At 57.0% G+C, this 25422-nt stretch carries 25 protein-coding genes; 11 read left to right on the top strand and 14 right to left on the bottom strand.

From position 1 onward, the window contains the following. The first annotated feature begins 57 nt into the window (after positions 1–57). On the top strand, positions 58–318 hold the full coding sequence (locus IEX44_RS14250; RefSeq protein WP_188695092.1) for a hypothetical protein: 261 nt from the start codon (positions 58–60) through the stop codon (positions 316–318). 22 nt (positions 319–340) lie between these two features. Here the strand turns inward: IEX44_RS14250 and IEX44_RS14245 are convergent, their stop codons facing one another. The 6 genes from IEX44_RS14245 to queG form a co-directional block, all read right to left on the bottom strand. Beyond that, positions 341–715, bottom strand: coding sequence for a hypothetical protein (locus IEX44_RS14245; protein ID WP_188695089.1), 375 nt, complete (start codon positions 713–715; stop codon positions 341–343). Between the two features lie 232 nt (positions 716–947). Beyond that, entirely contained in the window at positions 948–2405 is a 1458-nt protein-coding gene (locus IEX44_RS14240; RefSeq protein ID WP_188695084.1) for a peptide MFS transporter, read from the bottom strand. Between the two features lie 103 nt (positions 2406–2508). Next, complete coding sequence (locus tag IEX44_RS14235; protein ID WP_188695081.1) at positions 2509–3234, bottom strand: 5-oxoprolinase subunit PxpA; 726 nt, start codon at positions 3232–3234, stop codon at positions 2509–2511. Then, positions 3210–4154: a 5-oxoprolinase subunit C family protein gene (locus IEX44_RS14230; protein WP_188695078.1), complete on the bottom strand. Its 945-nt coding sequence runs from the start codon at positions 4152–4154 to the stop codon at positions 3210–3212. The genes IEX44_RS14235 and IEX44_RS14230 overlap by 25 nt, the downstream gene beginning before the upstream one ends. Then, complete coding sequence (gene pxpB / locus IEX44_RS14225) at positions 4151–4798, bottom strand: 5-oxoprolinase subunit PxpB (protein ID WP_188695075.1); 648 nt, start codon at positions 4796–4798, stop codon at positions 4151–4153. The genes IEX44_RS14230 and pxpB overlap by 4 nt, the downstream gene beginning before the upstream one ends. Next, the gene (gene queG / locus IEX44_RS14220; protein ID WP_188695072.1) at positions 4795–5880 is read right to left on the bottom strand and encodes a tRNA epoxyqueuosine(34) reductase QueG; all 1086 of its coding nucleotides are present in this window, start codon (positions 5878–5880) and stop codon (positions 4795–4797) included. The genes pxpB and queG overlap by 4 nt, the downstream gene beginning before the upstream one ends. Here queG and tsaE point away from each other — a divergent pair. Next, positions 5875–6354, top strand: a complete 480-nt coding sequence (tsaE, locus tag IEX44_RS14215; RefSeq protein WP_188695069.1) for a tRNA (adenosine(37)-N6)-threonylcarbamoyltransferase complex ATPase subunit type 1 TsaE — start codon at positions 5875–5877, stop codon at positions 6352–6354. The two genes, queG and tsaE, sit on opposite strands and share 6 nt — an antisense overlap. Next, positions 6324–7718, top strand: a complete 1395-nt coding sequence (locus IEX44_RS14210; RefSeq protein ID WP_188695066.1) for an N-acetylmuramoyl-L-alanine amidase — start codon at positions 6324–6326, stop codon at positions 7716–7718. The genes tsaE and IEX44_RS14210 overlap by 31 nt, the downstream gene beginning before the upstream one ends. A gap of 77 nt (positions 7719–7795) precedes the next feature. Here IEX44_RS14210 and IEX44_RS14205 read toward each other — a convergent pair whose 3' ends face one another. Together IEX44_RS14205 and rpsT are read right to left on the bottom strand one after the other, a co-directional pair. Beyond that, entirely contained in the window at positions 7796–8914 is a 1119-nt protein-coding gene (locus IEX44_RS14205; protein WP_188695064.1) for a diguanylate cyclase domain-containing protein, read from the bottom strand. A 267-nt stretch (positions 8915–9181) separates the two neighbouring features. Beyond that, on the bottom strand, positions 9182–9448 hold the full coding sequence (rpsT, locus tag IEX44_RS14200) for a 30S ribosomal protein S20 (RefSeq protein WP_188695061.1): 267 nt from the start codon (positions 9446–9448) through the stop codon (positions 9182–9184). 177 nt (positions 9449–9625) lie between these two features. Here rpsT and murJ point away from each other — a divergent pair, with 177 nt between their 5' ends. Further along, a complete protein-coding gene (gene murJ, locus IEX44_RS14195; protein WP_188695058.1) occupies positions 9626–11164 on the top strand; it encodes a murein biosynthesis integral membrane protein MurJ in 1539 nt (512 codons plus the stop codon). Between the two features lie 72 nt (positions 11165–11236). Here murJ and IEX44_RS14190 read toward each other — a convergent pair whose 3' ends face one another. Continuing rightward, complete coding sequence (locus IEX44_RS14190; protein ID WP_188695055.1) at positions 11237–11605, bottom strand: Mth938-like domain-containing protein; 369 nt, start codon at positions 11603–11605, stop codon at positions 11237–11239. A 137-nt stretch (positions 11606–11742) separates the two neighbouring features. Between IEX44_RS14190 and IEX44_RS14185 the strand changes: the two genes are divergently transcribed. The 7 genes from IEX44_RS14185 to thrC all read left to right on the top strand — a co-directional run bounded on the left by IEX44_RS14185 (position 11743) and on the right by thrC (position 19340). Next, the gene (locus tag IEX44_RS14185; protein ID WP_229679142.1) at positions 11743–13275 is read left to right on the top strand and encodes a sensor domain-containing diguanylate cyclase; all 1533 of its coding nucleotides are present in this window, start codon (positions 11743–11745) and stop codon (positions 13273–13275) included. A gap of 115 nt (positions 13276–13390) precedes the next feature. Beyond that, entirely contained in the window at positions 13391–13885 is a 495-nt protein-coding gene (locus IEX44_RS14180; RefSeq protein ID WP_188695050.1) for a DUF3291 domain-containing protein, read from the top strand. 176 nt (positions 13886–14061) lie between these two features. Then, entirely contained in the window at positions 14062–15291 is a 1230-nt protein-coding gene (locus IEX44_RS14175; protein ID WP_188695046.1) for a pyridoxal phosphate-dependent aminotransferase, read from the top strand. After that, on the top strand, positions 15291–15731 hold the full coding sequence (locus IEX44_RS14170) for a GNAT family N-acetyltransferase (protein ID WP_188695044.1): 441 nt from the start codon (positions 15291–15293) through the stop codon (positions 15729–15731). The genes IEX44_RS14175 and IEX44_RS14170 overlap by 1 nt, the downstream gene beginning before the upstream one ends. Continuing rightward, positions 15728–17044, top strand: a complete 1317-nt coding sequence (locus IEX44_RS14165) for a homoserine dehydrogenase (protein WP_188695041.1) — start codon at positions 15728–15730, stop codon at positions 17042–17044. Before IEX44_RS14170 ends, IEX44_RS14165 begins: the two co-directional genes overlap by 4 nt. Continuing rightward, positions 17037–17426: a hypothetical protein gene (locus IEX44_RS14160; protein ID WP_188695037.1), complete on the top strand. Its 390-nt coding sequence runs from the start codon at positions 17037–17039 to the stop codon at positions 17424–17426. Before IEX44_RS14165 ends, IEX44_RS14160 begins: the two co-directional genes overlap by 8 nt. Before the next feature lie 504 nt (positions 17427–17930). After that, entirely contained in the window at positions 17931–19340 is a 1410-nt protein-coding gene (gene thrC, locus IEX44_RS14155; protein WP_188695034.1) for a threonine synthase, read from the top strand. 102 nt (positions 19341–19442) lie between these two features. Here the strand turns inward: thrC and IEX44_RS14150 are convergent, their stop codons facing one another. From IEX44_RS14150 to IEX44_RS14130, 5 genes are all read right to left on the bottom strand, one after another. Then, entirely contained in the window at positions 19443–20543 is a 1101-nt protein-coding gene (locus IEX44_RS14150) for an ABC transporter ATP-binding protein (RefSeq protein WP_188695031.1), read from the bottom strand. An 84-nt stretch (positions 20544–20627) separates the two neighbouring features. Next, the gene (locus tag IEX44_RS14145) at positions 20628–21467 is read right to left on the bottom strand and encodes a carbohydrate ABC transporter permease (RefSeq protein ID WP_188695028.1); all 840 of its coding nucleotides are present in this window, start codon (positions 21465–21467) and stop codon (positions 20628–20630) included. An 18-nt stretch (positions 21468–21485) separates the two neighbouring features. Then, positions 21486–22352, bottom strand: a complete 867-nt coding sequence (locus IEX44_RS14140) for a carbohydrate ABC transporter permease (protein WP_229679140.1) — start codon at positions 22350–22352, stop codon at positions 21486–21488. Positions 22353–22450: 98 nt separating this feature from the next. Beyond that, positions 22451–23698: an ABC transporter substrate-binding protein gene (locus IEX44_RS14135; RefSeq protein WP_188695025.1), complete on the bottom strand. Its 1248-nt coding sequence runs from the start codon at positions 23696–23698 to the stop codon at positions 22451–22453. A gap of 193 nt (positions 23699–23891) precedes the next feature. Beyond that, positions 23892–25145, bottom strand: a complete 1254-nt coding sequence (locus IEX44_RS14130) for an ABC transporter substrate-binding protein (RefSeq protein ID WP_188695023.1) — start codon at positions 25143–25145, stop codon at positions 23892–23894. Between the last annotated feature and the right edge of the window lie 277 nt (positions 25146–25422).

Genomic DNA, 25422 nt, shown 5'->3' with positions numbered 1-25422 from the left:
GGAACCGGCGCAGATAAATTCCCGCGCCGGGCATGGAGCCCGAACAAGGACACTGCAATGAAGAAAATCTTGATCGCGGGGCTGCTTCTGGCGCTGCAAAGTACGCACTGCGCCACGGCGCTGGCAGCAGAAATCGCGGTACATCCATACAACCAGGATCATGCACGGGCGCAACCGCCTGCGCATACCGCCGCCAAAGAACCCGGCCGCAGGACTGCGCCAGGCGATGTGCCGGCGCGGGAAGCAAAGAAGAAGGGTCAACAAACCGGTAACCGCAAAGGCAAACGCTGCCAGAACTCCAGCTTCTGCTGGCGCTAGGCCGGTTTGCGATGGCAGAACATCAATCGGGCACGGGTGCCGACGCCTGACCGCTATAGTTGGCCAGCACGTAATTGTGAACGTGCACGACCCGGGTGATGTCGATGGCCTCTGCCAAAGGGGCATCGGACTCGGGTGACGGATTATGCTCAGCCATAATCTCGTCCACCAGTGCCCGCATCTTTTCTGGCAGTTCTGCCCACCAGCGATCCATGTCAGCCAGCAACTCGACGACCTCTGTGCACCCGCTGGCCACCAGGCTGGAATTGATCATGAGCGTGCGCGGCTCACCATAAATGGGGGTTTCCAGCCAGACATGACGCTCGGTTCCATTCTTTTCCAGCGTGAACTCGATGGAACCACCATCTCTGAAAACTTCAATTGCAAAGATACGCATGATGATCAGACAACAACTTGAAAGAATGTGCGGATAGTGTGAAGCGCAGCCTATATTGCGGCGCACCAACATGTTCAATGTAGCCTGGATTGCGTTTCGCCACATTTTGCACAGGCCAAACGGCACGCTTTCTCCGCCAGTCAGACAAATGTGTACCTTGTAAACAACAAAAAGCCCATCAGGCGCGAAAACTACTGATGGGCTTTTTGCTGTGCAATCCCGCAGGCCTTGTTTAGCGCACGTTGTGCATCATTTTCTGCAACGGCCGGGTGAGGGCCAGCAAGATGGCACCTGCAACAAAAGCCATGGCCACAAACAGCATGAAGAATTCATGGAGACCGGTGATCTGATAACCAAAGAATACCGGCGTACGGCCTGCTTCCGGGTAGAAGGTGGCAAGGATGCCGGCAAACCAGTTAGCCGCAGCGTTTGCGGTAAACCACACCGCCATCATCAGCGAGGCAAACCGGGCCGGGGCCAGTTTGTTCACCAGCGACAAACCAATCGGCGACAGACACAATTCACCCAGGCTGTGCATCAGGTACATCGCAGTCAGCCAGATCATGCTGGCTTTCGCTGTAGACGACATGTCTTTCACGCCAAAACCAATAATCAGATAGCCCACGGCCAGCAGGATCAAGCCCCAGGCCATCTTGGTCGGAGAGCTTGGCTCTTTGTTGCGGCGCCCAAGGGCACTCCATAACTGCGCCATGATCGGCGCAAAAATCAGAATGAAGACCGGATTGAGCGACTGAAACCACGAAGCCGGCACCGTAAAGCCAAACAACTGGCGGTTGGTGGCCTCTTCTGCAAAGAAGGTCAGCGACACACCGGCCTGTTCAAACGCCGACCAGAAGAAGATGACGAAGAACGAAATCACACCGATCACAATCATGCGATCAATGTCCTGACGGGTCAGCGGTTCGTTGCGCTGGCTGGCTTGTGTTGCTGCAATGGCTTTAGGTGCCAATCCAACCGGAGTGCCAGTCGGTGAGACCAGATAACGTCTGTGGAAGAAGCCAAACACCACCAGCGAAAGCAGCATGCCCACGCCCGCTGCAAAGAAACCCCAGCGGAAATCAGCGGCATTGCCGGTGTCACCCAGGAAGCCACAGATCAGCGGCGCAATGAACGAGCCAAGGTTAATCCCCATATAGAAGATCGTGTACGCCGAGTCTTTGCGGTTGTCATTCTGTGTATATAGTTGACCCACCATCGACGAAATATTGGGTTTGAAGAACCCGTTCCCCGCGACGATCAGACCCAGGCCACAGTAAAAAAACGTGATCGCAGTCGCAGGGGTCTGCAACATGCTGCCCGCAGCAAACAGGGTGAACTGGCCAGCGGCCATGAGGGCACCACCGACAAAGATCGAGCGCCGATTGCCCCACCAGCGATCCGCGACATAGCCACCGATCAGTGGTGCCAGATAAACCAGACCGGTGTACTGCCCATAAAGCGAAGCCGCAAACTGTTTATCGAACGCCAGCGCCTGCACCATGAACAGCGCCAGGAGTGCCCGGTTGCCATAGTAGGAAAAGCGTTCCCACATTTCAGTGGCGAACAAGAGGTAGAGACCACGCGGATGCGCGCGTGAGGGTTGTGCAATCAGTTGGTCGTCCGGTATTTCATCCGGCAGCGGTGGTGCAGCACCCGCCGGCCTATCCAAAGCATGTTCTGCGCTGCCCATCGGGCTCTCCTCGTATGACGAATCAATAAGGATTGTCCGGATCAGGCAGGGCGCGCGCGATTAACTAATTATTGGTTACGGTTGGTATTATTTACTTTTTGATCTAAAGAACTTCCATCTGGCTATATAGACCGCGCGCGAAGTCAACTGCGTGAGGGGTATCGCCATGCAAACACAAAGACGTCGCGGGCAGCTTCAACACTTTGCCAGAGCGCGTCACAACCTCCCCCGCCGTGGCCAGACGCAGGGCTTGCGCCACTGCAGCGTGATCGTTATCGAGCACAGCACCCGGCTCGCTGCGGGGGACCAGGGAGCCATCATCCCGGTAGGCACGATCAACAAAGGCTTCTTCGATCACCGCTATGCCGCGTTCATGACAGCGCGCGACCATGCGGCTGCCGGCCAGCGCCATGATGGCCAGGTCCGGGCTGATCGCGCGGGTTGCGTTGATGATCACATCAGCCAGCGCTGGATTGCGAGCGGCATCGTTGTAGAGCATGCCGTGCGGTTTGACGTATTGAAGTGCAACGCCTTCCTCGACACACAGTGCCTGCAAAGCACCAATCTGCTCGCTCAGACTGGCCTGGAGTTCTGCTGACGGGATATCCAGCGTGCGGCGGCCAAAATGTGCGCGATCCGGGTAGCTGGGGTGCGCACCAACGCGCACGCCATACACACGCGCCAGCCGCACGGTGGAACGCATGGAAGCTTCATCGCCCGCATGACCGCCACAAGCAATATTGGCCGAGCTGATCAGCTGCATCAGTTCAGCATCAAACGGGTAACCTTCACCCAGATCCGCGTTCAGGTCGATCTTGAAGCGCGCCATTTCAGTTGCGTCTCCAGTTGGGCCAGCCAGTGGCGTTGTGTGGACAATGCATCTAGCGCTTCGGCCAGTGTGACCTCGACAAAGCGGATCGTCTCGCCTGGCCGGAACTGGCCAATACGCCAGAGATCCGCCCGGATCACCTGGGCAATTTTCGGGTAACCACCCGTCGTCTGCGCATCGGCCATCAGCAAAATGGGCTGGCCAGAGGGGGGAACTTGTACCACGCCGGGGTGCACAGCATGAGAAGTCATTTCCAGCGGCTGTGACAACGGTAGTTCGAGTCCGGCCAGGCGAGCGCCCATCCGGTTGGCATCGGGCGTGACGACCCAGGCTTCACTCAATAATGTTTGATGCGCCGCGATGGTAAACGCTGACCATTCTGTTCCCGGCAAGATGCGCAAGATATCGCCACGCGCTGGCGGACGCACCCAGGCATCCGGTGCCAAGCCGCCGGGCTGGCCAATCGACACGCTATCGCCCGCCTTGAGCGCGCGCCCCTCAAAGCCACCAAAGCCGCCTGCCAGGTCAGTCGAACGTGCGCCAATCACAAGGGCGACATCCATACCGCCGCTGACACACAAGAACATACGGGCACCGGTTTCAGCAAAACCCACGCGCAAGATTTGCCCTGCGCGAACCGTCACCGTGCGCCATTGGCCAATGGTTTTTTTATCGAGCGTGACAGGGGCAATGGCACCGGTTATGGCGATCACGCAGTCGGTCTCGAACTGCGCACTAAAACCACCCAGGGTGATTTCAATCGCGGCCAGGTCTGGTTGATTCCCCACCAGCAAATTACCAATCAGCCATGCGGGAATATCCATCACGCCACTACGGGGCACCCCCCACTGCGCGCCGTCGTAGCGACCCGCATCCTGTACGGTCGCCAATGCGCCGGTTTTCAGTATGGAGATACTCATGCACGCACCTCGGTCGGCACAAAGCGCAGTGTGTCACCGGGGGCGAGCAATGCAGGCGGGATCATGGCGGGGTTGAAGAGCCGCACGTCCGTATGGCCGATCAGATTCCAGCCGCCAGGCGATGCGTTGGGGTAAATCCCGGTCTGCTCACCGCCTATGCCGACGGCGCCAGCCGGCACCTTGAGGCGCGGTTTGTCCAGCCGTGGCGTAGCCAATTGGGGGTCCAGCCCACCCAGATAAGGAAACCCCGGCAAAAAGCCGATGCAGAACACCACGTATTCGGCCGCGGCATGGCGTTCCACGACTTGTTTGGGCGTGAGCCCTGCATGTTCCGCCACGCGCGCCAGATCCGGCCCGGCCTTGCCACCATAAACAACGGGGACATCGTGGTGATGACTGGCGACTTCCATCCGCCGCTGACTACGTTGCCAGGCCTCCTCAATGCCATGTTCGATGACCGAAGCATCTTCGATCATCGGGTCAAACCGGATGGTCAGATTGCCCACGCCCAGGACCACCCACCAGGCGGGGAATTTTTGTTGCAACAGTCTTTGCATGATCCAGAGGCGTCGCTGATCTTCCAGGGTTGCGGACACACTCAGGACCAGTGCCGTATCGCCCAGCGGCTGGATGACCGGATTCATGCACCGTGCCTTTTTAGTGCCCAGGCGACGTGCTCACGCACGATCTCGCTTGGGTCGTTTTCGCGGGATTTGAGTGCCGCGATAATCTGCGGCGAGGTACTGGCATTGCCAAGCCCGACGGCCAGATTGCGCAACCAGCGCTCGTGACCGATCCGCAAAATGGCGCTGCCAGCCATATTGTGCTGAAAGGTTGCTTCGTCCCAGGCAAATAGCGTCACCAGTTCGACGTCATCGAGCCCATGGCGGACGTGAAAATCAGCCTCTTTGCTATCCACAGCAAAACGGTTCCACGGACAAACCAGCTGGCAATCATCGCAACCATAAACACGGTTGCCCAGCATGGGTCGGAACTCTTCCGGAATGCTGCCCTTCAACTCAATGGTAAGGTAGGAGATACAACGCCGCGCATCAACCTTGTATGGCTCGACAATGGCCTGAGTCGGGCAAACACTGATACAGCGGGTGCAGCGACCACAGTGTTCATTCTGTTCGGGTGGATCGGGTGGCAATGGCAAATCCGTAAATAACTCGCCAATGAAAAAGAACGAGCCATATTCGCGGTTCAGCAATAGCGTGTGTTTGCCACGCCAGCCCAGACCGGCTTGTTTGGCCAGTTCGACTTCCAGCACCGGCGCGGAATCTACAAATACACGGTGGCCAAACTCCCCGACTGTGGCCTGAATGCGGTCGGCCAGCTTTTGCAGGCGGTTACGCAACACCTTGTGATAATCCCGCCCCAATGCATAGCGCGAGATATACGCCTTGTTGTCTGCCGCCAGCACGGCATCTGCGTTAGATGTGCCAGCTGGCAGGTACGGCATGAAGACACTGATGACCGACAGCGTGCCTGGCACCAATTCTGCAGGCCGGGCACGTTTGAGACCGTGCCGTGCCATATAATCCATCTCGCCGTGAAAACCCGCCTCCAGCCAGGCCAGCAAACCGGGCTCGGCATGAGACAGATCCGTGCCGGTAATTGCGGCACGGGCAAAGCCCAGTTCTTGCGCCCAGCCTTTGATCTGGCTAGCCAGCGCGGGCAAATCCGGCCCTGATGATTCGATGGAAGACAATTGTTTATGCATGCTGCCGATGATACTGCAAGCCGTTACCTTGCTGACGAGAACGCGACGCTGGCGCTGGGTGCACACATCGCTGCGGCCATGCAACCTGGCATGACCGTATTTCTTGAAGGCGACCTTGGCGCAGGCAAAACCACCCTCACTCGCGGCATCTTGCGCGGCATGGGTTTTGCTGGCCGCGTGAAAAGTCCAACGTATACACTGGTTGAACCTTATGCTGTTTCTAATTTAAACTTGTATCATTTTGATTTATATAGATTTCAAGACCCTATGGAATGGGTGGATGCTGGCTTTAGGGATTACTTCAATCCCCACAGCATTTGCCTGATCGAATGGGCAGACAAGGCAGCAGGCTTGCTGCCAACCGCAGACTGGACTATCCGTCTCACCCCTGTTGAAGACGGAAGAAACATTGAAATTCAAGCACATACGGAGCACGGCAAGGCATGTCTCGCGCAACTCGCCCTCACGCCCTGACCCCAGATTCTGGCCGTCGCAGCGCCCTGCGCGCCGCGGTCTCGACCCTCTTTTTGACCGTGGTTCCTGCCGGGCTTGCTCGCGCCGCCGCGGCAGCCAGTGTGGTGGCGGTGCGTGTCTGGCCCGCCCAGGCGTACACCCGGGTCACTATCGAATCCACCGCACCGCTCACGTTTAACCAGTTTGTACTCAAAAATCCTGACCGCCTGGTGGTTGACCTGCAAGGCGTAGATCTGGATAGCGAACTGCAGAAACTGGCAGGCAAGGTGGGTAACGATGATCCCTACATTCAGCAATTGCGGGCTGGCCTGAACAAGCCAGGTACTGTGCGGCTGGTCCTTGACCTGAAAACCGAAGTTCGCCCGCAAGTGTTCTCGCTCGCCCCGGTGGCCGAATACAAAAACCGCCTGGTGATCGACCTCTACCCTGCTGTGCAGAAAGACCCGTTGCTGGCATTTCTGGATAACCAGACCACGCCTGACGGCCTGCTGGACCCAGCCCAACTGAAGCTGGACAAAAACCCCGGTGCCGCCAGCCAGCCGCAGCAAGCAACGCAACAACCCGCTCAGCCTGATCGCTCGCCGAACGATGATGTGATGGCGCAGGCCGACAGCAAGCCGATTGATCGAAGCAAGCTCAAGGTGGATCGACTGATCACCGTGGTGCTTGATCCTGGCCACGGTGGCGAAGATCCCGGCGCGACGGGCCCAAGCGGCAATCACGAAAAAGACGTGGTGTTGTCGATCGCCCGCAAACTGAAGGCGCGGCTGGAAACCGACCCCAACATCCGCGTGGTCATGACCCGTGATGCAGACTTCTTCGTGCCATTGGGCGTTCGTGTGAAAAAGGCCCGCGCCGTGCAGGGCGACCTCTTTATGTCCATCCACGCCGATGCTTTCATCCGGCCCGATGCCAATGGTTCGTCCGTGTTCGTGCTGTCTGACAAAGGCGCTACCAGCACTGCGGCCAAATGGCTGGCGCAAACGCAAAATGATGCCGACTTGATTGGTGGTGTGAAGATCAGCAACACCCAGGACAAATATCTGGCCCACACGCTGATGGACCTCACCCAGACGGCCACGCTGAACGACAGCATGCGCTTTGGTCGGGCCATGTTGACTGAACTGGGTGGCCTGAACCGCCTGCACAAAGGCGCAGTCGAACAGGCCGGGTTTGCTGTGCTGAAAGCGCCAGACATCCCGTCAATTCTGGTGGAAACGGCATTTATTTCTAACCCGCAGGAAGAGCAACGGCTCATCAGTGAGGACTATCAAGACAAGATGGCCGAGACCTTGCACACCGGGATCAAGAAGTATTTTGCCAAGAACCCGCCACTGTCACGGACCAAGCTGGCACAGGGCTGAGTGGTCCAGCCCTGATATGGATACAAACAAAAAAGGCTGCAATGGCAGCCTTTTTTGTTTGATCGGACCTGCGTCGCTTACTGCGGTAGTTGATCGGTATTCCAGCCCAGGCCCAATTCCTGATTTGCCAGTTCCAGCAAGGGCGCCAGATTGGCCAGCAGCGCCGGCAAATGCTGCTTGAGTCCAGAGACTTCAGCCGCATCGCCTTTATGCAACAAGGCCAGCGCTTCAGCAATCGACGGTGTGGCGATATGCGATGCCGAAGGTTGCGGCACAATCACCGCGTTGTGTTCAGTACGCGCTGCCAGGCGGGCACTGGCCGCAGCCATCAACGCATCGGTATCCGCTGCATCATCATGCAGGGTGTTGGCCACCGCAATGCTGGCCGTGACCTGAATCTGTTCACCACGGAAATTGATACGCGCTGTCGCAATGGCCTGACGCAGACGCTCCCCCAGAATGCGGGATTCGGACAGCGTGGTCGAGGCCGAGACCACCGCAAATTGCGGGCCAGCCACCTGGGCCAGCGTGTCTTCATTGCGCAGTTTTCCGGCCAGTTGTTTGCCCAGCAACTGCAGCATCTGGTTGGCCACACGCTCGCCCAGTTTTGCCTGCACCTGGTCAAACGCATCGATCTCGATCAGCAATACCGTCACTTCGCTGCGATGACGACGAGCATAAGAAAGCGATTGCTCCATCTGCAGTTTCAGCAAATGGTTGGTCCCCACACCATCCGCCACATGCGTGGCAGTGCGGGCTTGTTCTTCACGGACTGCGTCGAGTTCTTTGTGAGTGCGTGCCAGTTCGATATTGGCGGCGACACGGGCCAGCATTTCCGCACGATCGGTAGATTTGGTCACGAAGTCGCTGGCGCCGGCATTTACGCAGCGCTGGCGGGTTTCTTCGTCTTCTTCACCCGAAACAATGATGATGGGCAGCAGGCGGTATCGCGCCTCGGATCGCGACCTGATACGGGCCAGCAAACCCAGACCATCCAGTTCTGGCATGGTCAGATCAGAAATCAGCAAACAGACGGATTCATCCGCTTGCAAGCGCTGCCATCCGGCTTCACCATCCGCTTCTTCGATGATGTCGTACGCACCTGAGAGGTGCTTTTTGATCGTGGCGCGCACAATGCGCGAATCGTCGACAACCAGAACGCGCGGCAGAGGCGACAGTTCATCATTTGCTTGCATATTTTGTAAACAAACCATGTATTTGGTGCGAGAACCAAATCTAGCACAAATGCATGACGCGCGCCGTTCGTCTCCGCCAGACCATTGGAGAACGGCCGGTTTGCCACTGAAAGATGTTGTACAGGCGGCAGTTCAAGCCATGTTCAGTCTGACAGTTTGCCAGCGCTTGTTTGTTGACAAGCCACTTGCGACAGCGGGCATTCCGGCGGCCGGAAAACAAAAAACCCCGCCGAAGCGGGGTTTTTCTCAGCAAGAAGCCGAAGCAGATCAGGCAGCCATGCCCTTGATTGCAGCGGACAGACGGCTCTTATGACGAGCTGCCTTGTTCTTGTGGAAGATCTTCTTGTCAGCCAGGCTGTCGATGGTGCTGACAGACTGCTGGAATACTGCTTGAGCAGCGGACTTATCGCCAGCTTCAACGGCCTTCAGCACCTTCTTGATCGCAGTGCGGAATGCCGAACGCTGACTAGCATTGTGTTGGCGGGCTTCTTCAGCCTGACGCGCACGCTTGCGAGCTTGGGCGCTATTTGCCATGTGTTCTGACTCCTGACGGGTTTTCGGTTACATCCATCCCAAAGCTTGATAGCAACGGGTGGTTCAATTCGGAAACCGCCGATGATATCGGGTAATTGCAAGCAATGCAACTTCTCTGATCGACCAGCCTTCGATATGATGCGCCATCCTCTCAAGAACAACGCCGAAATCATTTCAATGAATCTGCTGAAATCACTCGCCACGACCAGTTCGATGACGCTGGCCTCGCGGGTACTGGGCTTCGCTCGGGACGCCATTGTAGCGCGCATGTTTGGCGCAACGCTCGCCACCGATGCGTTCAATGTCGCGTTCAAATTACCCAACCTGTTGCGTCGCATTTTTGCCGAAGGCGCGTTCAGTCAGGCCTTCGTACCGATTCTGGCTGAATACAAAAACACCCAGGGCGAAGAAGCCACTCGCATTTTCATCTCTTATATCGCGGGCCTGTTGACGCTGGTCCTGGCCGTCATCACTGTTTTGGGCGTGATCGGCGCCCCGGTGGTGCTGTGGCTGACCGCACCAGGCTTTGCCAATACCCCGGACAAGTTCAACCTGACTGTGCAGCTCTTGCACATCACGTTTCCCTATATTTTCCTCATTTCGCTGGCCAGCCTGGCGGGCGGCATTCTCAATACCTGGAACCGTTTCTCGGTGCCGGCGTTTGCGCCGACACTGCTGAACGTCTCGCAGATTTTCTTCGCGACGGTGGTTGCACCGCATATGGCGCAGCCGATTATCGCGCTGGCGTGGGGCGTGATTGTAGGCGGGGTATTGCAGCTGGGTTATCAACTGCCCCACCTGAAGAAAATTGGCATGCTGGTGCTGCCACGCCTGAATCTGAAAGACGCCGGGGTGTGGCGCGTGCTCAAACAAATGGGCCCGGCCATTTTCAGTGTGTCGGTCGGGCAAATCTCTTTGCTGATCAACACGATCTTCGCATCGTGGCTGGTGTCTGGCTCGATTTCATGGATGTATTACGCTGATCGCCTGATGGAGTTCCCGACTGGCGTGCTGGGCGTGGCACTGGGCACGATCCTGCTGCCTTCGCTGGCCAAAGCCCACGCCAGCAAAGACCCGGAAGAGTATTCAAAGCTGCTGGATTGGGGTTTGCGCCTGTGCCTGATGCTGGCCCTGCCCTCCGCCGTGGCGCTGGCAGTCATCTCTGGCCCGCTGGTCTCTGCCCTGTTCCAGTACGGCCGGTTTGGCGCGCACGACGCCCTGATGACGCAGTACGCGCTGATTGCTTATTCGGCCGGTTTGATTGGTCTGATCATGGTGAAAATCCTGGCTCCAGGTTTTTACGCCCGCCAGAACATCAAGACCCCGGTAAAAATCGCTGTGGTGACACTGCTGTTGACCCAACTGATGAATCTGGCGTTTGTCTGGCACCTGAAGCATGCCGGTTTGTCTTTGGCGATTGGTCTTGGCGCGTGCTGTAATGCCTCGCTGCTGTATTACCAACTACGCCGGCATGGCATTTTCCAGCCCCAGCCGGGCTGGAAGGCGTTCTTTATCAAGCTATTGATTGCCGTTGTGGTGATGGCTGCGGCGCTCTATGGTGCGCTGGTGCTGATGCCGGCGTGGGACATCGGCAACATGCCCTCGCGCATTGCCCGTCTGGCAGCCCTTGTGGCGGTGGGTCTGGTGGCGTACTTCGGCATGCTGGGCGTGCTGGGCTTCAGGCCACGTGATTTTTCCCGTAACGCGGTGCACTGATACGTCGCTACCCCCCAACAAAAAAGCCCGACATAACGTCGGGTTTTTTTTATGCATAACAACCACTCGGCCTCAGGCGCTCAGCACCAGCGCCACAACGCGACGTTCTTCGGCAGTCAGGATATTAAAGGTGCGGCACAATGCGCCGGTATCCATTACATCCAGCCCTACGTGCGCTTGCGCCAGCGATGCATAAAGGCGCGGATGCGGAAAACGGATGCTTTTGCCGGTCCCCAAAAGCACCATTTCCGGCTTCAATGCCAGCAGTTGTTCAAAGTGTTCGGCCTGGAGGTCTTCAAAACGCACAGGCTGCCATTCACGCACTTCAGACGGTGTCACGATCAGGCTGCCGTCGTATTGTTGCTGGTTCACCTTGACGAAGCCTTCGCCGTAAGACGTGAACTGGTTCAGGTTATCGACATTGGTGTGATGCAGTTTCATGACAACAATCCAGATGAGGTAAGCGGTCATTTTACCGGATGCCATCTGATTGCGCCGCCACACTCGCCGTTTATCCGCTTAACCAGGTCAGTGTCATGCGTATATATTGAGAATCGAACCCAATCAGGAGGCAGGGCTTGAACATCAGGTACCAACCCGTACGCGTATCCACCATGGCCTTTGGCTTTGTGTGCGTCGTGTGTTTACTACTGGTCATCATGGATGTCGCCCTGAGCTGGAACGCGCGCGATCAGCAGCTCAAAGAAATGCGCGAGGAAACCACCAACCTGGCGCATGCGGCTGCCCATCACGCCCAGTCCACTTTCAAAGTCACAGATACCGTGCTGTTCGGCATGGTGGAACGCCTGGAATTTGACGGCACCGGCATTTTGCAAATGCAGCGCCTGCATCGCTTTTTGCAGCAGCAATTGCTGGAACAGCCTCATCTGGCCGGTTTGTTTGTCTACGACGAACAGGGCAACTGGCTGACCAGTTCACAGGCGCAGGTCAGCTACAACCTCAACAACTCGGACCGCGATTATTTCGCCTGGCATCGTACACATACTGATCGTGGGCCCCATATTGGCAAACCGGTGATCAGCCGCTCCACTGGCTTGTGGATTATTCCCGTCACGCGTCGATTCAATCATGACGATGGCAGCTTTGCTGGCGTCGTTCTGGCTTCAGTACGGCTGGATTATTTTTCTGCGTTCTACAACAGTTTTGACATTGGTACGGCTGGCGCCATGAGCATGGTGCTGGACAACGGCACGCTGCTGGTCCGCCGCCCCTTCAACCCGGCCAATATCGGCTCTGACATGAGCCGCTCCCTGGTTTACCAGGGCTATCGCCATAGCGATGGCAGTGGCTCTTTGGTGGTGAAATCCTTTTATGATGGCGTCACCCGCCTGAACAGTTTTCAACAGGTGGAAGGCTGGCCGGTCTTTGTGGCCGCCGCGTTCTCGCGCGATGAAATTCTGGCCGAATGGTGGCGACGCACCTTGTTCCATTCACTGGGCATACTCTTGCTCGTGTCGATCCTGGGATTGGCTGGCACCCACCTGGTGCAACAAATCAATTTGCGGGCACGGGCGCAGCAAGATCTGATGAAAGCGCATCGCGCACTGGAAAGTATCAATGCCACTTTGCAAAAGATGGCGGCGCAGGACGGCTTGACCGGGCTGGCCAATCGCCGCCAGTTTGAAGCCAGGCTGGCTGAAGAGTTTGCCCGCGCCGCACGGGAGCAAACCTCATTGGCGCTCATCATGATCGACGTGGACTTCTTCAAACGCTACAACGACCTGTACGGCCACCCTGCCGGCGACGACTGCCTGCGCGCCATCAGCCACGCCATTGACGACCTGGTGCACCGTCCGGGCGACCTGGCCGCGCGTTACGGTGGCGAAGAAATGGCCGTCCTGCTGCCTAATACCGATCTGACCGGTGCGCGTGTTCTGGCCGAAAAATTCTGTGCAGCCGTAAGGGCACTGGAAATGGTCCATGCCGGCAACCCGGCCAGCTTTGTCACGATCAGCGCTGGCGTGCATGCACTGACACCGCGCCCGGAACAAGAGGCCGCCGCAGCACTGGTGCAACCCGCTGATCAGGCGCTATATCACGCCAAAGAAAGCGGCCGCAATCGCGTAGAAAGCACCCCGGCCAACACCTGACCCACAAACCCCGGCCTGCCGCGCCACCTGTCTGCCAGACCCGCCAAGTCATGCAGCACAAACACAGAAGCCTGATTACACTGCCTTTTTTCGGCGCTGCTTGTGAGGAGGCGTGATGTCGCAATACCAACTGGCCCAACTCAACATCGGTATTGCCAAAGGTCCGATCGACTCCCCGGTCATGGCGGATTTCGTTGCCAACCTGGATCGCATCAACGCACTGGCAGAATCTTCACCGGGATTTATCTGGCGCCTGAAAGACGACGCAGGCAACGCGACAGATCTGCGTCCGTATGATGCCGATACGCTGGTCAATATGTCGGTCTGGCGCGATATCGATTCGCTGCGTAACTATGTCTATCACACCGCGCATACCGACATCATGAGCCGTCGGCGCGAATTCTTTGAGCGCATGGCGCAGGCTTATCTTGTGCTGTGGTGGATTCCAGCCGGGCATATTCCCACTGCTGAAGAAGCTAAAGTGCGGCTGGATTGCTTGCGACTGCACGGCCCGACCGCGTTTGCCTTTACCTTCAAGAAGGCCTGGCCTGCCCCGGATGCGCGCGGCGAAACCTTCAGCGTTTTTGAAGACACCTGCCCCTCCGCCTGAAGCGCGCACATCAATGGCAGAAGAAGGCGATTGCAAACCGTTGATTCTGCGGCGCAATCGCCTTTCTCATATCCGCGATACACACAAGTTACCAAACCGGTGCAGACGAGCGCCCGCAAGGTGCTTATCTTCGCTAGAATACGAGGTTCCCCCGATTTTCTTGCAGGCACTGATTGATGGAAGCCATTCTCAAGTCGAACAAACTGCTGAACGTTTGCTACGAAATCCGCGGCCCGGTCCCTGAAAAGGCCCGGCAGATGGAAGAAGAAGGCTATCGCATCATCAAACTCAATATCGGCAATCTGGCGCCGTTTGGCTTTGAGGCACCCGATGAGGTCGTTCAGGACGTTATCCGCAACCTGCCCAATTCTGCTGGTTACGTGGATTCCAAAGGCCTGTTCCCGGCCCGCAAAGCCATCATGCATTACACCCAGGAAAAGGGTATTGCCGATGTGACCGTCGATGACATTTACATTGGCAACGGTGCGTCCGAGCTGATCGTGATGTCGATGCAGGGCCTGTTGAACAACGGCGATGAAGTGCTGGTACCGATGCCGGACTACCCGCTTTGGACCGCTGCGGTCAGCCTGGCGGGCGGCACACCACGCCACTACTTGTGTGATGACGCCAACGGCTGGTTGCCGTCGCTGGAAGACATCCGCGCCAAGATCACCCCGCGCACCCGCGCCATTGTGGTGATCAACCCGAACAACCCGACTGGTGCGTTGTATCCGGATGATCTGCTCAAAGAGATTGTCCAGATCGCCCGCCAGAACAAACTGATCATTTACGCCGACGAGATCTACGACAAGGTCTTGTATGACGGCCGTACACATACCTCACTGGCATCGCTGGCCGATGACGTGCTGTTTGTCACCTTCAATGGCCTCTCGAAGAACTACCGCGCTTGCGGCTATCGCGCTGGCTGGATGGTGGTCTCTGGCAACAAAAAGATCGCCAAAGATTACATTGAAGGGCTGAACATCCTGGCCACCATGCGTTTGTGTGCCAACGTACCGGCGCAATACGCGATCCAGACCGCACTGGGCGGCTATCAAAGCATTAATGATCTTGTCAAACCTGGTGGCCGTCTGACGCGCCAGCGTGATCTGGCGTACGAACTGCTCAACAGCATTCCGGGCGTGACATGCAACAAGCCGCAAGCCGCCTTGTACATGTTCCCCAAGCTGGACCCGAAAATGTACCCGGTGCAAGACGACCAACAACTGATTCTGGAATTGCTGCAAGAAGAAAAAGTGCTGATGGTGCAAGGCACCGGCTTTAACTGGCCGCAGCCGGACCATTTCCGCATGACCTTCCTGCCAAACCTGGACGACCTGACCGATGCGCTGGGTCGCGTGGAGCGGTTCCTGGCGGGTTATCGCAAGCGGCACGGTACGGCATAATGCAGATTCTTGAACTGATTGATGAAAACGGCCAGTTTGCAGATCGCACCTGGTTCGCCAAGGCCAAAACAGTTCATGTTCAATTACGCCCCAACCTGCCGGAAGACTATACCGGCAGGCTTGCGGTAATTGCTCAGCATGGCGGTCGCCTGATCGCCGTTACCCAAAATGACAAGGTACTTGGCGTCGCGCTATGGCGCGTTGTCGAGAACACCTACGAAGGCCGCCGTCTTTACGTGGACGATCTGGTCACCGATGCCAATGTGCGATCCACAGGCGTTGGAAAGAAGATGCTGGACTGGCTTGAGACCAAAGCACGCGCGCTAGAGTGCGACGTGCTGGCGCTGGATTCCGGCGTGCAGCGTACGCTTGCACATAAATTCTATTTCCGAGAGGGGATGCATATCCCCGCGTTCAACTTCAAGAAGGCGCTGAAATGAGAGCGATTCATGTAGGTCTGTGCGGTGTTGGCACCGTTGGTGGTGGCACTGCCGCCGTATTGAAACGCAATGCAGAAGAGATTGCACGCCGCGCCGGGCGTCCGATCAAGATCATCATTGCCGCGAACCGTGACCTGGATCGCGCCCGCGAAATGTGCGGCCCGGATGTCGAGATCGTCAACGATGCGCTGAAGGTGGTGAACCACCCGGATGTGGACATCGTGGTCGAACTGATTGGTGGCACCACCATTGCCAAGGAACTGGTCCTCAAGGCCATTGCCAACGGCAAGCACGTGGTTACAGCCAACAAAAAGCTGATTGCCGAATACGGCAACGAGATTTTCGAGCGCGCCCAGGAAAAAGGCGTAACGGTAGCATTTGAAGCCGCCGTGGCCGGTGGCATCCCGGTGATCAAGGCCCTGCGTGAAGGTCTGACCGCTAACCGTATTGAATGGATTGCCGGCATCATCAACGGCACCAGCAACTTCATCCTGACCGAAATGCGCGACAAAGGTCTGGCGTTTGCAGACGTGCTGGCCGAAGCCCAGCGCCTGGGTTACGCCGAAGCCGACCCCACCTTTGATATTGAAGGTCACGACGCCGCGCACAAGCTCACCATCATGAGCGCGATTGCATTTGGTATTCCCGTTCAGTTCGACAAGGCTTATCTGGAAGGCATCAGCAAGCTGGACGCCGCAGATATCAAATACGCCGGTGAACTGGGCTACCGCATCAAGCTGCTGGGCGTGACTCGCCGCCGTGAAAACGGCATTGAACTGCGCGTGGCCCCGACACTGATCCCGTACAAGCGCCTGATTGCCAACGTAGATGGCGTGATGAACGCCGTACTGGTCAAGGGCGACGCCGTCGGCGCCACCATGTATTACGGCCCGGGGGCTGGTGCCGAACCGACCGCATCGGCCGTGATTGCCGACCTGGTTGACGTCACCCGTCTGGCCACTGCTGACCCGGAAAACCGCGTGCCGCATCTGGCCTTCCAGCCGAGCGCACTGGCCAACCTGCCGATCCTGCCGATCGACGAAGTGGAAACCTGCTACTACCTGCGCATGGATGCAGAAGACCGTCCGGGCGTGCTGGCTGATGTCTCGCGCATCCTGGCTGACGCCAATATCTCGGTCGAATCCATGCTGCAACGTCCGGCAGACCGCCGCGCTGACAGCCGCGCCGACATCATCATCCTGACCCACCAGGCGGTGGAGAAGAACGTGAACGGCGCGCTGGCGAAGATCGAGAACCTTTCCAGCATTAACGGCAAGGTGGTCAAGCTGCGTCTGGAACACCTCAATGGCTAAGGCCAGGTATGGCTGGCTGGTTCTGGCCCTGTTGCTCTGCGCAACAGGAACAGCCCATGCGGCAGAGGTCACCGGCGTACGTGGCACCAATATCTCGGTGATGCGCGCGCAGGCGATCAGCGCCTGCAAGCGGCAGAATCTGCCGCAAAACGTGGCGGACCAGTTGGCCAAACTCCAGGTATCGTTCGACAAGAATGCGTTCTGCGGCTGCGTTGGGCAGCGTCTGATGAAAGACGCCCGCATCAACGGCCTGATCGCCGGCAAGGAACCCATGCTGGCGGACGATGCGCTTGAGCGTGTGCTCAAAGGCAAGGCGGCTGCAGCCGGGTTTAGTTGTCTGGGTGAAGAGATCGACTCAATGGTCGATCAACCGGCGCAGTAAATAGATTGTTGGTAGCCCGCCAATGCAAATTGCCGTTGGCGCTGAAGTTGGGGTTGGGGTTGGGGTTGGGGTTGCTTTTGATTTTCCTCCCCCATTAAAGCCAAGCGCCGAAGAAGGGAGGGAGACCTTAGGCTCCCGACTGACTGAGGGAAGCCCGGAGGGCCGCCAGGCTGGGGTCGCCTTTCTTTGGTTACTTTCTTTGGCGAAGCAAAGAAAGTGACGTGCTCCGGCCACCGCCGGGTTGTAAACACCGCGCCAAAGGCGCTAACACCCGACAACAATATGAATCAGGTCCGCCACCCCGGATTCCGCCTTGGGCTCCATCCGGGCTACAACGTAGCACCAGCAAGTATCGCAGCTGGATTCCCGCCTGCGCGGGAATGACGAGTTAGTAGGGTAGCAAACAAAAAGCAACTTGCTACCAGATACCCCTTGGTATCAAAACACCGCGCCACCAGGCGCTAACAAAATTTCGCGCATCGCGCCCTGACACAGGCTTCGATCATGCAATACATCTCCACACGTGGCGGCATGTCGCCCAAGAAGTTTTCTGAAATCCTGCTCGGCGGCCTGGCCCCTGACGGCGGCCTCGTGGTTCCGGATCAATATCCGCAACTGTCCGCCGACGATCTCAAGGCGCTGGCTGGCAAGTCATACACAGAGCTGGCGTTCGCGATCATCAGTCGCTTTGTCGATGACATCCCTGCAGCAGATCTCAAGGCGCTGATCGACAAAACCTACACCAAAGCGGTATTTGGTACGGATGACATCACACCGCTCACGCGCCTGGAAGACGATCTCTTTATCCAGCAACTCTCCAACGGCCCTACCCTTGCCTTCAAGGATATGGCCATGCAGTTGCTGGGCAATCTGTTTGAATACGTACTGAACCGCGCCGGCGAAGAAATCAATATTGTTGGCGCAACCAGTGGCGACACGGGCAGCGCGGCGGAATACGCCATGCGCGGCAAAAAAGGCGTGCGCGTGTTCATGCTTTCGCCCTACGGCAAGATGAGCCCGTTCCAGCGGGCGCAGATGTTCACGCTGCAAGACGAGAATATTTTCAATATCTCGGTCAACAACATGTTCGACGCTTGTCAGGACATGGTGAAAGCCGTTAACAATGACGCCGCGTTCAAGGCAAAGTACAAGATCGGTGCCGTGAACTCCATCAACTGGGGCCGTGTCGTCGCCCAGGTGGTGTACTACTTCAAGGGTTACTTTGCCGTCGCCAAAGAAGTGGGCGAACCGGTGGACTTCTGCGTGCCTTCCGGCAATTTTGGCAACATCTGCGCGGCGCACGTTGCTCGCCAGATGGGCCTGCCAATCCGCAATCTGGTGGTCGCTACCAACGAAAACGATGTACTGGATGAGTTCTTCAAGACTGGCGGCTATCACCCGCGTGGCCTCGATCAAACCTACGAGACATCCAGCCCGTCGATGGACATCACCAAGGCCTCCAATCTGGAACGCTTTGTGTTCGACCTGACCGGCCGCGACGGCGCCAAACTCGCCGACCTCTGGCATACCGTCGAAAAGGCCAAGGGCTTTGATCTGTCGCCTGCAGACTTTGCCCGTATGCACGATGAGTATGGTTTCCGCTCTGACCGCAGCACACACGCTGACCGTGTGAACAGCATTCGCGAAGTCTTCAACAAATACGGCGTGCAGATCGACCCGCACACCGCCGACGGCTACCATGCAGCCAAGGCGCACCGTCAGGTTGGCGTGAAGATGGTCATTATGGAAACCGCCCTGCCGGCCAAGTTTGAAGCCACCATGCAAGAAGCCCTGGGCAACAAACCGGCCATGCCGGCAGCCGTAGCCGATCTGGAGAAACTGCCGCAACGCTTTGATGTGATGGATGCAGACGTGCAGACCCTGAAAGACTACGTCGCTGCTCGCGCAGGTTGATTTCACGCCGGATGCGGCTGTCGACATGATCCTGCGTGTTTGCAGTCGCCATAAAAAAACCCGCCTCACGGCGGGTTTTTTGTTGCTGTAGCGGCCAGCCAATCAGCAAGTACGCTTGAACGCCAGACCTTGCTCGTTAAATACCAGCGTGGACTTTTCCGGGAACACCAGGCGAACCGAAGCGCCGCGCTTGAGTTCCGGGTGGTTGCCCGGCAGCTTCACACACAGGATTTCATTCACGCCGGCCACTTCTACATAAGCCAGCACGATGTCGCCCAGGTGTTCGATCAGGTCGATGCGGGCTGGTACGCCCTCTTCGCCTTCGAGCTTCAGCTGAACGTGTTCCGGACGAATGCCCAGCGTCACCTTGTCGCCGACCTTGCCCGAATTGGCATTGACCGCCGCACGCACGGTGATGCCCTTGGGCAAGCGCACAACAGCGGCTTCCGCTTCCAGGCTCACCAGTTGTGCTTCCAGCAGGTTCATCTTGGGCGAACCCAGGAAGCCGGCCACAAACAGGTTAGACGGGTGTTCGTACAGTTCCAGCGGCGAGCCGACTTGCTGAATCACACCGGCATTCAGCACGACGATACGGTCAGCCAGGGTCATGGCTTCAACCTGATCGTGCGTCACGTAGATCATGGTGGTCTTCAGATCATTGTGCAGCTTGGAGAGCTCCACACGCATGTTCAAACGCAGCGCCGCATCCAGGTTGGACAGCGGCTCGTCGAACAAGAACACTTCCGGCTCACGCACAATCGCGCGACCAATCGCCACACGCTGACGCTGACCACCGGACAGGGCCTTGGGCTTGCGTTCCAGCAAATGCGTGATCTGCAGGATGGTTGCAGCGCGCTGCACGCGACGGTCGATGTCTTCTTTGGATTCACCTGACAGCTTGAGGGAGAACGCCATGTTGTCGTACACGCTCATGTGCGGGTACAGCGCGTAAGACTGGAACACCATCGCGATACCGCGCTTGGAAGCGTGAATATCGTTGGCGATGGTATCGCCAATCAGGAGGTCGCCGGATGTAATGTCTTCCAGACCGGCAATCATGCGCAGGAGGGTGGACTTGCCGCAACCGGACGGGCCCACGAACACGACGAATTCGCCGTTCTTGATCTCAAGGTCAACACCCTTGATCACTTGTACATCTTTGCCGTAGGTCTTCTTGATATCTCTGAGCGTAACCGAAGCCATTTATTCGATTCCTTTAAATCTTTTGTTCTGAGTCTGCCTGAACAGCGGGGATAAGTCCCGCTGCACTGTGAGCGAGAGGCAGCTTTATTTCACTGCGCCATCCAGACCGCTAACAAAGTAGCGCTGGGTGAAAGCGAAGAAAATCAGTACCGGAATGATTGTCATCACGATCGCAGCCATCACGAGGCTGGTCGAGGTGGCAAACGGGCCGGTCAAGTCATTGAACACACCAACCGCCAGCGGCAGCTTCTCTTTCGAGTTCAGCACAATCGACGGCCACAGATAGTCGTTCCATTCGTTAACCAGCGTAAAGATGGCCAGCGCGGCGATCGACGGTGCACATACAGGCACCATAATCCGCCACATGATCTGCAGTTCTGTCGCGCCATCCACACGGGCGGCATCAATCAGATCTTGCGGTACGGCCTCAAAAGCCTGGCGCATCAGAAAGATACCAAATGCGCCGGCAATATTGGGCAGAATCGCACCCGTCATGGTGTTCAACAGGCCCAGGTGCTTCATGGTGATGAAGTTGGGGACCAGTGCCACTTCAGACGGCAACATCATGGTGGCAATGATGGCCACAAAAATGAGGTTACGACCGGCAAACTTCAGACGCGCCAGCGGGTAGCCCGCCAGCACCGACACCACGGTCACACCCACCACAGTCCAGAAGGACATCAGGGCAGAGTTGCCCAGGTAGGTCATGAACGGCATTTCGTGGAACACGCGGATAAACCAGCCGAAGCTGGGGTCCGTTGGCCAGAATGCCCGCGGGAAAATCCAGATGTTGGATGCGTCTTGCGACAGGCCCACCGAGAGGGCCCAGATAAACGGAAATGCGGTGAAAATCGCGAACAGCACCAGACCGGCGTAGTGCAGCGTACGGCCGATCACCGTGCGGGTGGTTTTACCAAGCGCCATGTTATGTCTCCCTGTGCCTTATTTCTTGTCGTCGCCGAACATGCGGAACTGGATCACGGCGAGCAGCACGCAGAAGAACGTGACAACAACACCGGCGGCCGCAGCACGCCCGAAGTTGTAGTTCCGGAACGCCTGGTCGTACACATAGAACAGCGCGGTGTAGGTGTCGGCCTGACCCTTGGTCAGCACGATCACTTCCAGATAAACCTTGATCGCGGCAATGGTACTGAGGAGCGTACAGAGCAGGATGGTCGGCTTGACCATGGGCACGGTGATCTTCCAGAAGCGCTGGAAGGCATTGGCACCATCCAGAATGGCGGCCTCTTCCACTTCCGACGGAATGGCTTGCAGACCGGCAAGATACAGCACCATGTAATAACCGATCCCTTTCCAGAAGGTAAAGATCATCAGCATGTAGAGCGCAATGGAGGGCTCGCCCAGCCAGTTCACCTGATCGTGCAGGATGCCGAGGCTTTGCAACAGCCAGGTCAGCACACCGTCATATTTGTAGACGTTGGCCCACACGACACCAGCGATCGAGATCGAGGTAATGACCGGGATGTAAAACAAGGCGCGGAACAAAGTCATGCCCGGCAGCTTGTTGTTCACCATCTTCGCCACGACCAGCGCCGCCAACTGAATGACCGGCACAATCAGCAGATACAGCAACGAGTTCTTGAGCGCACTCCAGAACAGGTCTTCGTGAGCGATGTATTTGAAGTTTGCAAAATTGTTCCAGGTGGATGAACCATCAGCAATGCTGTAGTCCTGGAACGCGAGGTAAGTGTTATAGCCAACAGGCCAGAACGTCAGGACACCCATCAAGATCAAGGCTGGAGCCAGGAACAGATAGGCAATCGTGGTGTAACTGTTTGAAGTCTTCACGACGCAACTCGACTGTGTCTTTATTTTTTTGTGTAACGGACTGAGCGGAACCACCCGAGGGCGGTTCCGCTCAGGAACTTCTAGCTACTTTTTACTGCTTACTTCTTCAGCTTTTCGTTCCAGGCAGCAACAGCCTCATCCAGAGCAGCCTTGACCGGCTTGCGGCCTTCAACAGCGTCCTGGATTTCGTCTTGCAGCTTCTTGGTCATTGCAGCTTCGTCCGGCAGCACGCCCGGCGGGATGGTCAGAGTGCGAGCGTTGTCCATGGAGGCAGCGGCAGCAGCACGGCCAGCTTCAACCGGATCGGCACTCTTGGCACCAGCCTGGAAGTACGGATCCAGGTTGCCCTTCTTGGTCGACGGGAAGGTGGTTTCGGTTGCCTTGGAGAAAGCAACTTGCGACTGGTCGTTGGTCAGGAACACGCCCAGCTTGCCGGCAGCTGCCGGGTCTTTGGTGCCCTTCGGAATCACGAAGTCCATCAGCCATGCGCCGAAGGCCATCTTGCCAGCGTCAACCGGGAACTTGGCCACGCCAGTCTTGGCATAGATGTCCTTGGCGTCGGTTTCGGTGCGCTTCAGGGCTTGCGGAGCAGTCGTCATCATGGCGATCTTGCCGGAGTTGTATGCAGCGATTTCCTGCTCGAACTCAACCTTGAACACGTCCTTCGGCATCACGCCAGCCTTGTACAGGTCGGCAAACTTTTGCACGAATGCAACGTGCTTCGGGCTGTTGAACACGGCCTTGCCGTTTTCAACAACTGGCAGACCGGCGTAGTAGAACCACCCCACGAAGTTACCCAGCTTCGGTGCGTAAGCCGGAACACCAGTCTTGGCGGTGATTTGCTTGCCGTCGTTCACGAACTCGTCAAAGTTCTTCGGCGCAGTCTTCACACCGGCCTTGGCCAGGATGTCCTTGTTGTAGGCAATGATGGACACGGAGTTGTACCACGGGAAGGCGTAAACCTTACCGTTCACCGTTACGTCCTTGATCGCGCCAACGGAGTAGTTGTTCTTGGCGGCGCCCATGTACTGGTCAACCGGCAGGATGTTGCCTTGAGCGGCAAAATCATGCACCCAAGGCACGTTGAAGTTCACCAGTGCCGGCGGGTTGCCAGCAGCGATGGAGGCGATCAGCTTGGGCTGGATCTGATCCCAGTTCATGTCAACCCACTTGGCGGTCAGGCCAGGGTTGGCTTTGTTGAAATCAGCAACGGACTTGTTGAAGTAATCGTTGAATTTCGGAGCCAGGTTCATGGTCCAGAATTCGAGTTCAGTATCAGCTTGTGCGTAAACAGAAGCAAAACCGAATACCACTGCGCCAACGGCCAACATCTTCTTGAGCTTCATCTTGTCTTCCTCTTGGAGTTATCGACAAATACGCCAGGAATCTTTTCCTTGCGGTACACCACACTTGATCCGGCGTGTGCCCACCAGATCATGCGGATTTCAGCACGCTGCGGGAGTGTAGCAGAATACCCGCGGCGAAATTTCAGATATCACAACTGTCAATTGCGAATTACACCTACCCACTGTCAAAGCCTTATTTGGCGCCAAGTTTGCCGTTCCAGAATGCAACAGCTTCATCCAGCGCCTGTTTAACGGGCTTGCGTCCGGAGATCGCCTCTTCCAGTTCATCCTGAAGTTTTTTGTTCATCGCGGCTTCGTCCGGCAGACCCGTTACGGTCAGCGTACGGGCCTGGCGTATAGCCTCCGCAGCAACAGCGCGACCATGTTCGATCGGGTCAGCCGAATTGGCGCCGCTCTGGAAATACGCATCGCTCACCGCATTGCGGGTCGAAGGGAATGTGGTTTCAGTGGCTTTGGAGAACGCCAGCTGATTGGCATCATTGGTCAGGAACTGACCCAGCTTGATGGCCGCATCAGCGTGCTTCGAGCCTTGTGGGACAGACCAGAAGAAGAGATAGCCACCAAACGGCGTATTACCTTTGGACAGCGGGAACGAGGCCGTGACGGTCTGCGCGTACACTGGCTTGGCATCGGTCTGGGTGCGTTTGAGCGCTTGCGGGGAAGTCGTCATCATGGCGATCTTGCCCGAGTCATAGGCCGCGATTTCCTGCTCGAACTCCATTTTGAAGACATCTTTGGGGATCGAGCCATCTTTCCAGGCCTGGGCAAAACGCTCTACAAACTTCACGTGTTCCGGGCTATTGAAGACAGCCTTGCCATTCTGGATGACCGGCAAGCCTTGATACATGAACCAGCTGGAAAACTCCTGCACCTTGGGCGCAAAACCGGCTACGCCTGTTTTGTCCTTGATCTGTCTGGAGTAGGCAAACAGTTCATCCAGTGATTTCGGGGCAGTCTTCAAACCGGCCTTGTCGAAAATACCTTTGTTATAAGCAATGATCGACACTGAGTTGTACCACGGCAGGCCGTACACCTTGCCGTTGTAGGTGACATCTTTGAGTGCGGCGTCGGTATACATACCCTTGAAGCCATTGATCTTGCTATCCAGCGGCAGCAGCAACCCTTTCTGCGCATATTCAGCAGCCCAGGGCACAGGCAGATTCACCAGATCAGGCGCGTTGCCGGCGGCAACGGCAGAAATAAAACGGGGCTGGAAGGCGTCCCAGTCGACATCGACCCAGACAGCTTGAATATCGGGATTGGCTGCGTTGAAACGGGCCGTGAGATCTTTCATGACCGCGTCGAACTTCGGGGAGAGGCTGTTCGACCAGAATTCAACTTTGGTCTTGTCTGCAGCAACGGCAGACAACGACGCAAAAGCACAACTGGCGGCAACAAGGGTCAGAACGGACTGCCTGAACTTCATCTCGATTCCTCATCCTCTATTCAAACTGGTGTCATGGACACTGACCGAAACCGGCCAGTGCGGCATGGAACACAGAAATAGCGAAAGGAATACGGACGCAAAAAAGGCGTGATACTGCAGGCGGCCGCGCACGCACCTTCTCCCAGGTTGCGCGCGACAAAGCGCAGTCAGGCTGCACCCGCCGAAATACCTATCCTAGTTTCGTTTCCCGGGGCGCCCCGCCCAGTGTGCGGTGACTACCCCATCCTCATGCTCAGTCCGGTCGTTGCCGGTTATT

Source organism: Silvimonas amylolytica, assembly GCF_014645555.1.
Lineage (GTDB): Bacteria > Pseudomonadota > Gammaproteobacteria > Burkholderiales > Chitinibacteraceae > Silvimonas > Silvimonas amylolytica.
Note: the sequence above shows the minus strand (reverse complement) of the source record. Positions and strands in the feature narration are given on the sequence as shown.

Coding starts and splice junctions, on each gene's coding strand:
- IEX44_RS14250 (WP_188695092.1), top strand. CDS start 58: ATGAAGAAAATCTTGATCGCGGGGCTGCTTCTGGCGCTGCAAAGTACG.
- IEX44_RS14245 (WP_188695089.1), bottom strand. CDS start 715: ATGCGTATCTTTGCAATTGAAGTTTTCAGAGATGGTGGTTCCATCGAG.
- IEX44_RS14240 (WP_188695084.1), bottom strand. CDS start 2,405: ATGGGCAGCGCAGAACATGCTTTGGATAGGCCGGCGGGTGCTGCACCA.
- IEX44_RS14235 (WP_188695081.1), bottom strand. CDS start 3,234: ATGGCGCGCTTCAAGATCGACCTGAACGCGGATCTGGGTGAAGGTTAC.
- IEX44_RS14230 (WP_188695078.1), bottom strand. CDS start 4,154: ATGAGTATCTCCATACTGAAAACCGGCGCATTGGCGACCGTACAGGAT.
- pxpB (WP_188695075.1), bottom strand. CDS start 4,798: ATGAATCCGGTCATCCAGCCGCTGGGCGATACGGCACTGGTCCTGAGT.
- tsaE (WP_188695069.1), top strand. CDS start 5,875: ATGCATGCTGCCGATGATACTGCAAGCCGTTACCTTGCTGACGAGAAC.
- queG (WP_188695072.1), bottom strand. CDS start 5,880: ATGCATAAACAATTGTCTTCCATCGAATCATCAGGGCCGGATTTGCCC.
- IEX44_RS14210 (WP_188695066.1), top strand. CDS start 6,324: ATGTCTCGCGCAACTCGCCCTCACGCCCTGACCCCAGATTCTGGCCGT.
- IEX44_RS14205 (WP_188695064.1), bottom strand. CDS start 8,914: ATGCAAGCAAATGATGAACTGTCGCCTCTGCCGCGCGTTCTGGTTGTC.
- rpsT (WP_188695061.1), bottom strand. CDS start 9,448: ATGGCAAATAGCGCCCAAGCTCGCAAGCGTGCGCGTCAGGCTGAAGAA.
- murJ (WP_188695058.1), top strand. CDS start 9,626: ATGAATCTGCTGAAATCACTCGCCACGACCAGTTCGATGACGCTGGCC.
- IEX44_RS14190 (WP_188695055.1), bottom strand. CDS start 11,605: ATGAAACTGCATCACACCAATGTCGATAACCTGAACCAGTTCACGTCT.
- IEX44_RS14180 (WP_188695050.1), top strand. CDS start 13,391: ATGTCGCAATACCAACTGGCCCAACTCAACATCGGTATTGCCAAAGGT.
- IEX44_RS14175 (WP_188695046.1), top strand. CDS start 14,062: ATGGAAGCCATTCTCAAGTCGAACAAACTGCTGAACGTTTGCTACGAA.
- IEX44_RS14170 (WP_188695044.1), top strand. CDS start 15,291: ATGCAGATTCTTGAACTGATTGATGAAAACGGCCAGTTTGCAGATCGC.
- IEX44_RS14165 (WP_188695041.1), top strand. CDS start 15,728: ATGAGAGCGATTCATGTAGGTCTGTGCGGTGTTGGCACCGTTGGTGGT.
- IEX44_RS14160 (WP_188695037.1), top strand. CDS start 17,037: ATGGCTAAGGCCAGGTATGGCTGGCTGGTTCTGGCCCTGTTGCTCTGC.
- thrC (WP_188695034.1), top strand. CDS start 17,931: ATGCAATACATCTCCACACGTGGCGGCATGTCGCCCAAGAAGTTTTCT.
- IEX44_RS14150 (WP_188695031.1), bottom strand. CDS start 20,543: ATGGCTTCGGTTACGCTCAGAGATATCAAGAAGACCTACGGCAAAGAT.
- IEX44_RS14145 (WP_188695028.1), bottom strand. CDS start 21,467: ATGGCGCTTGGTAAAACCACCCGCACGGTGATCGGCCGTACGCTGCAC.
- IEX44_RS14135 (WP_188695025.1), bottom strand. CDS start 23,698: ATGAAGCTCAAGAAGATGTTGGCCGTTGGCGCAGTGGTATTCGGTTTT.
- IEX44_RS14130 (WP_188695023.1), bottom strand. CDS start 25,145: ATGAAGTTCAGGCAGTCCGTTCTGACCCTTGTTGCCGCCAGTTGTGCT.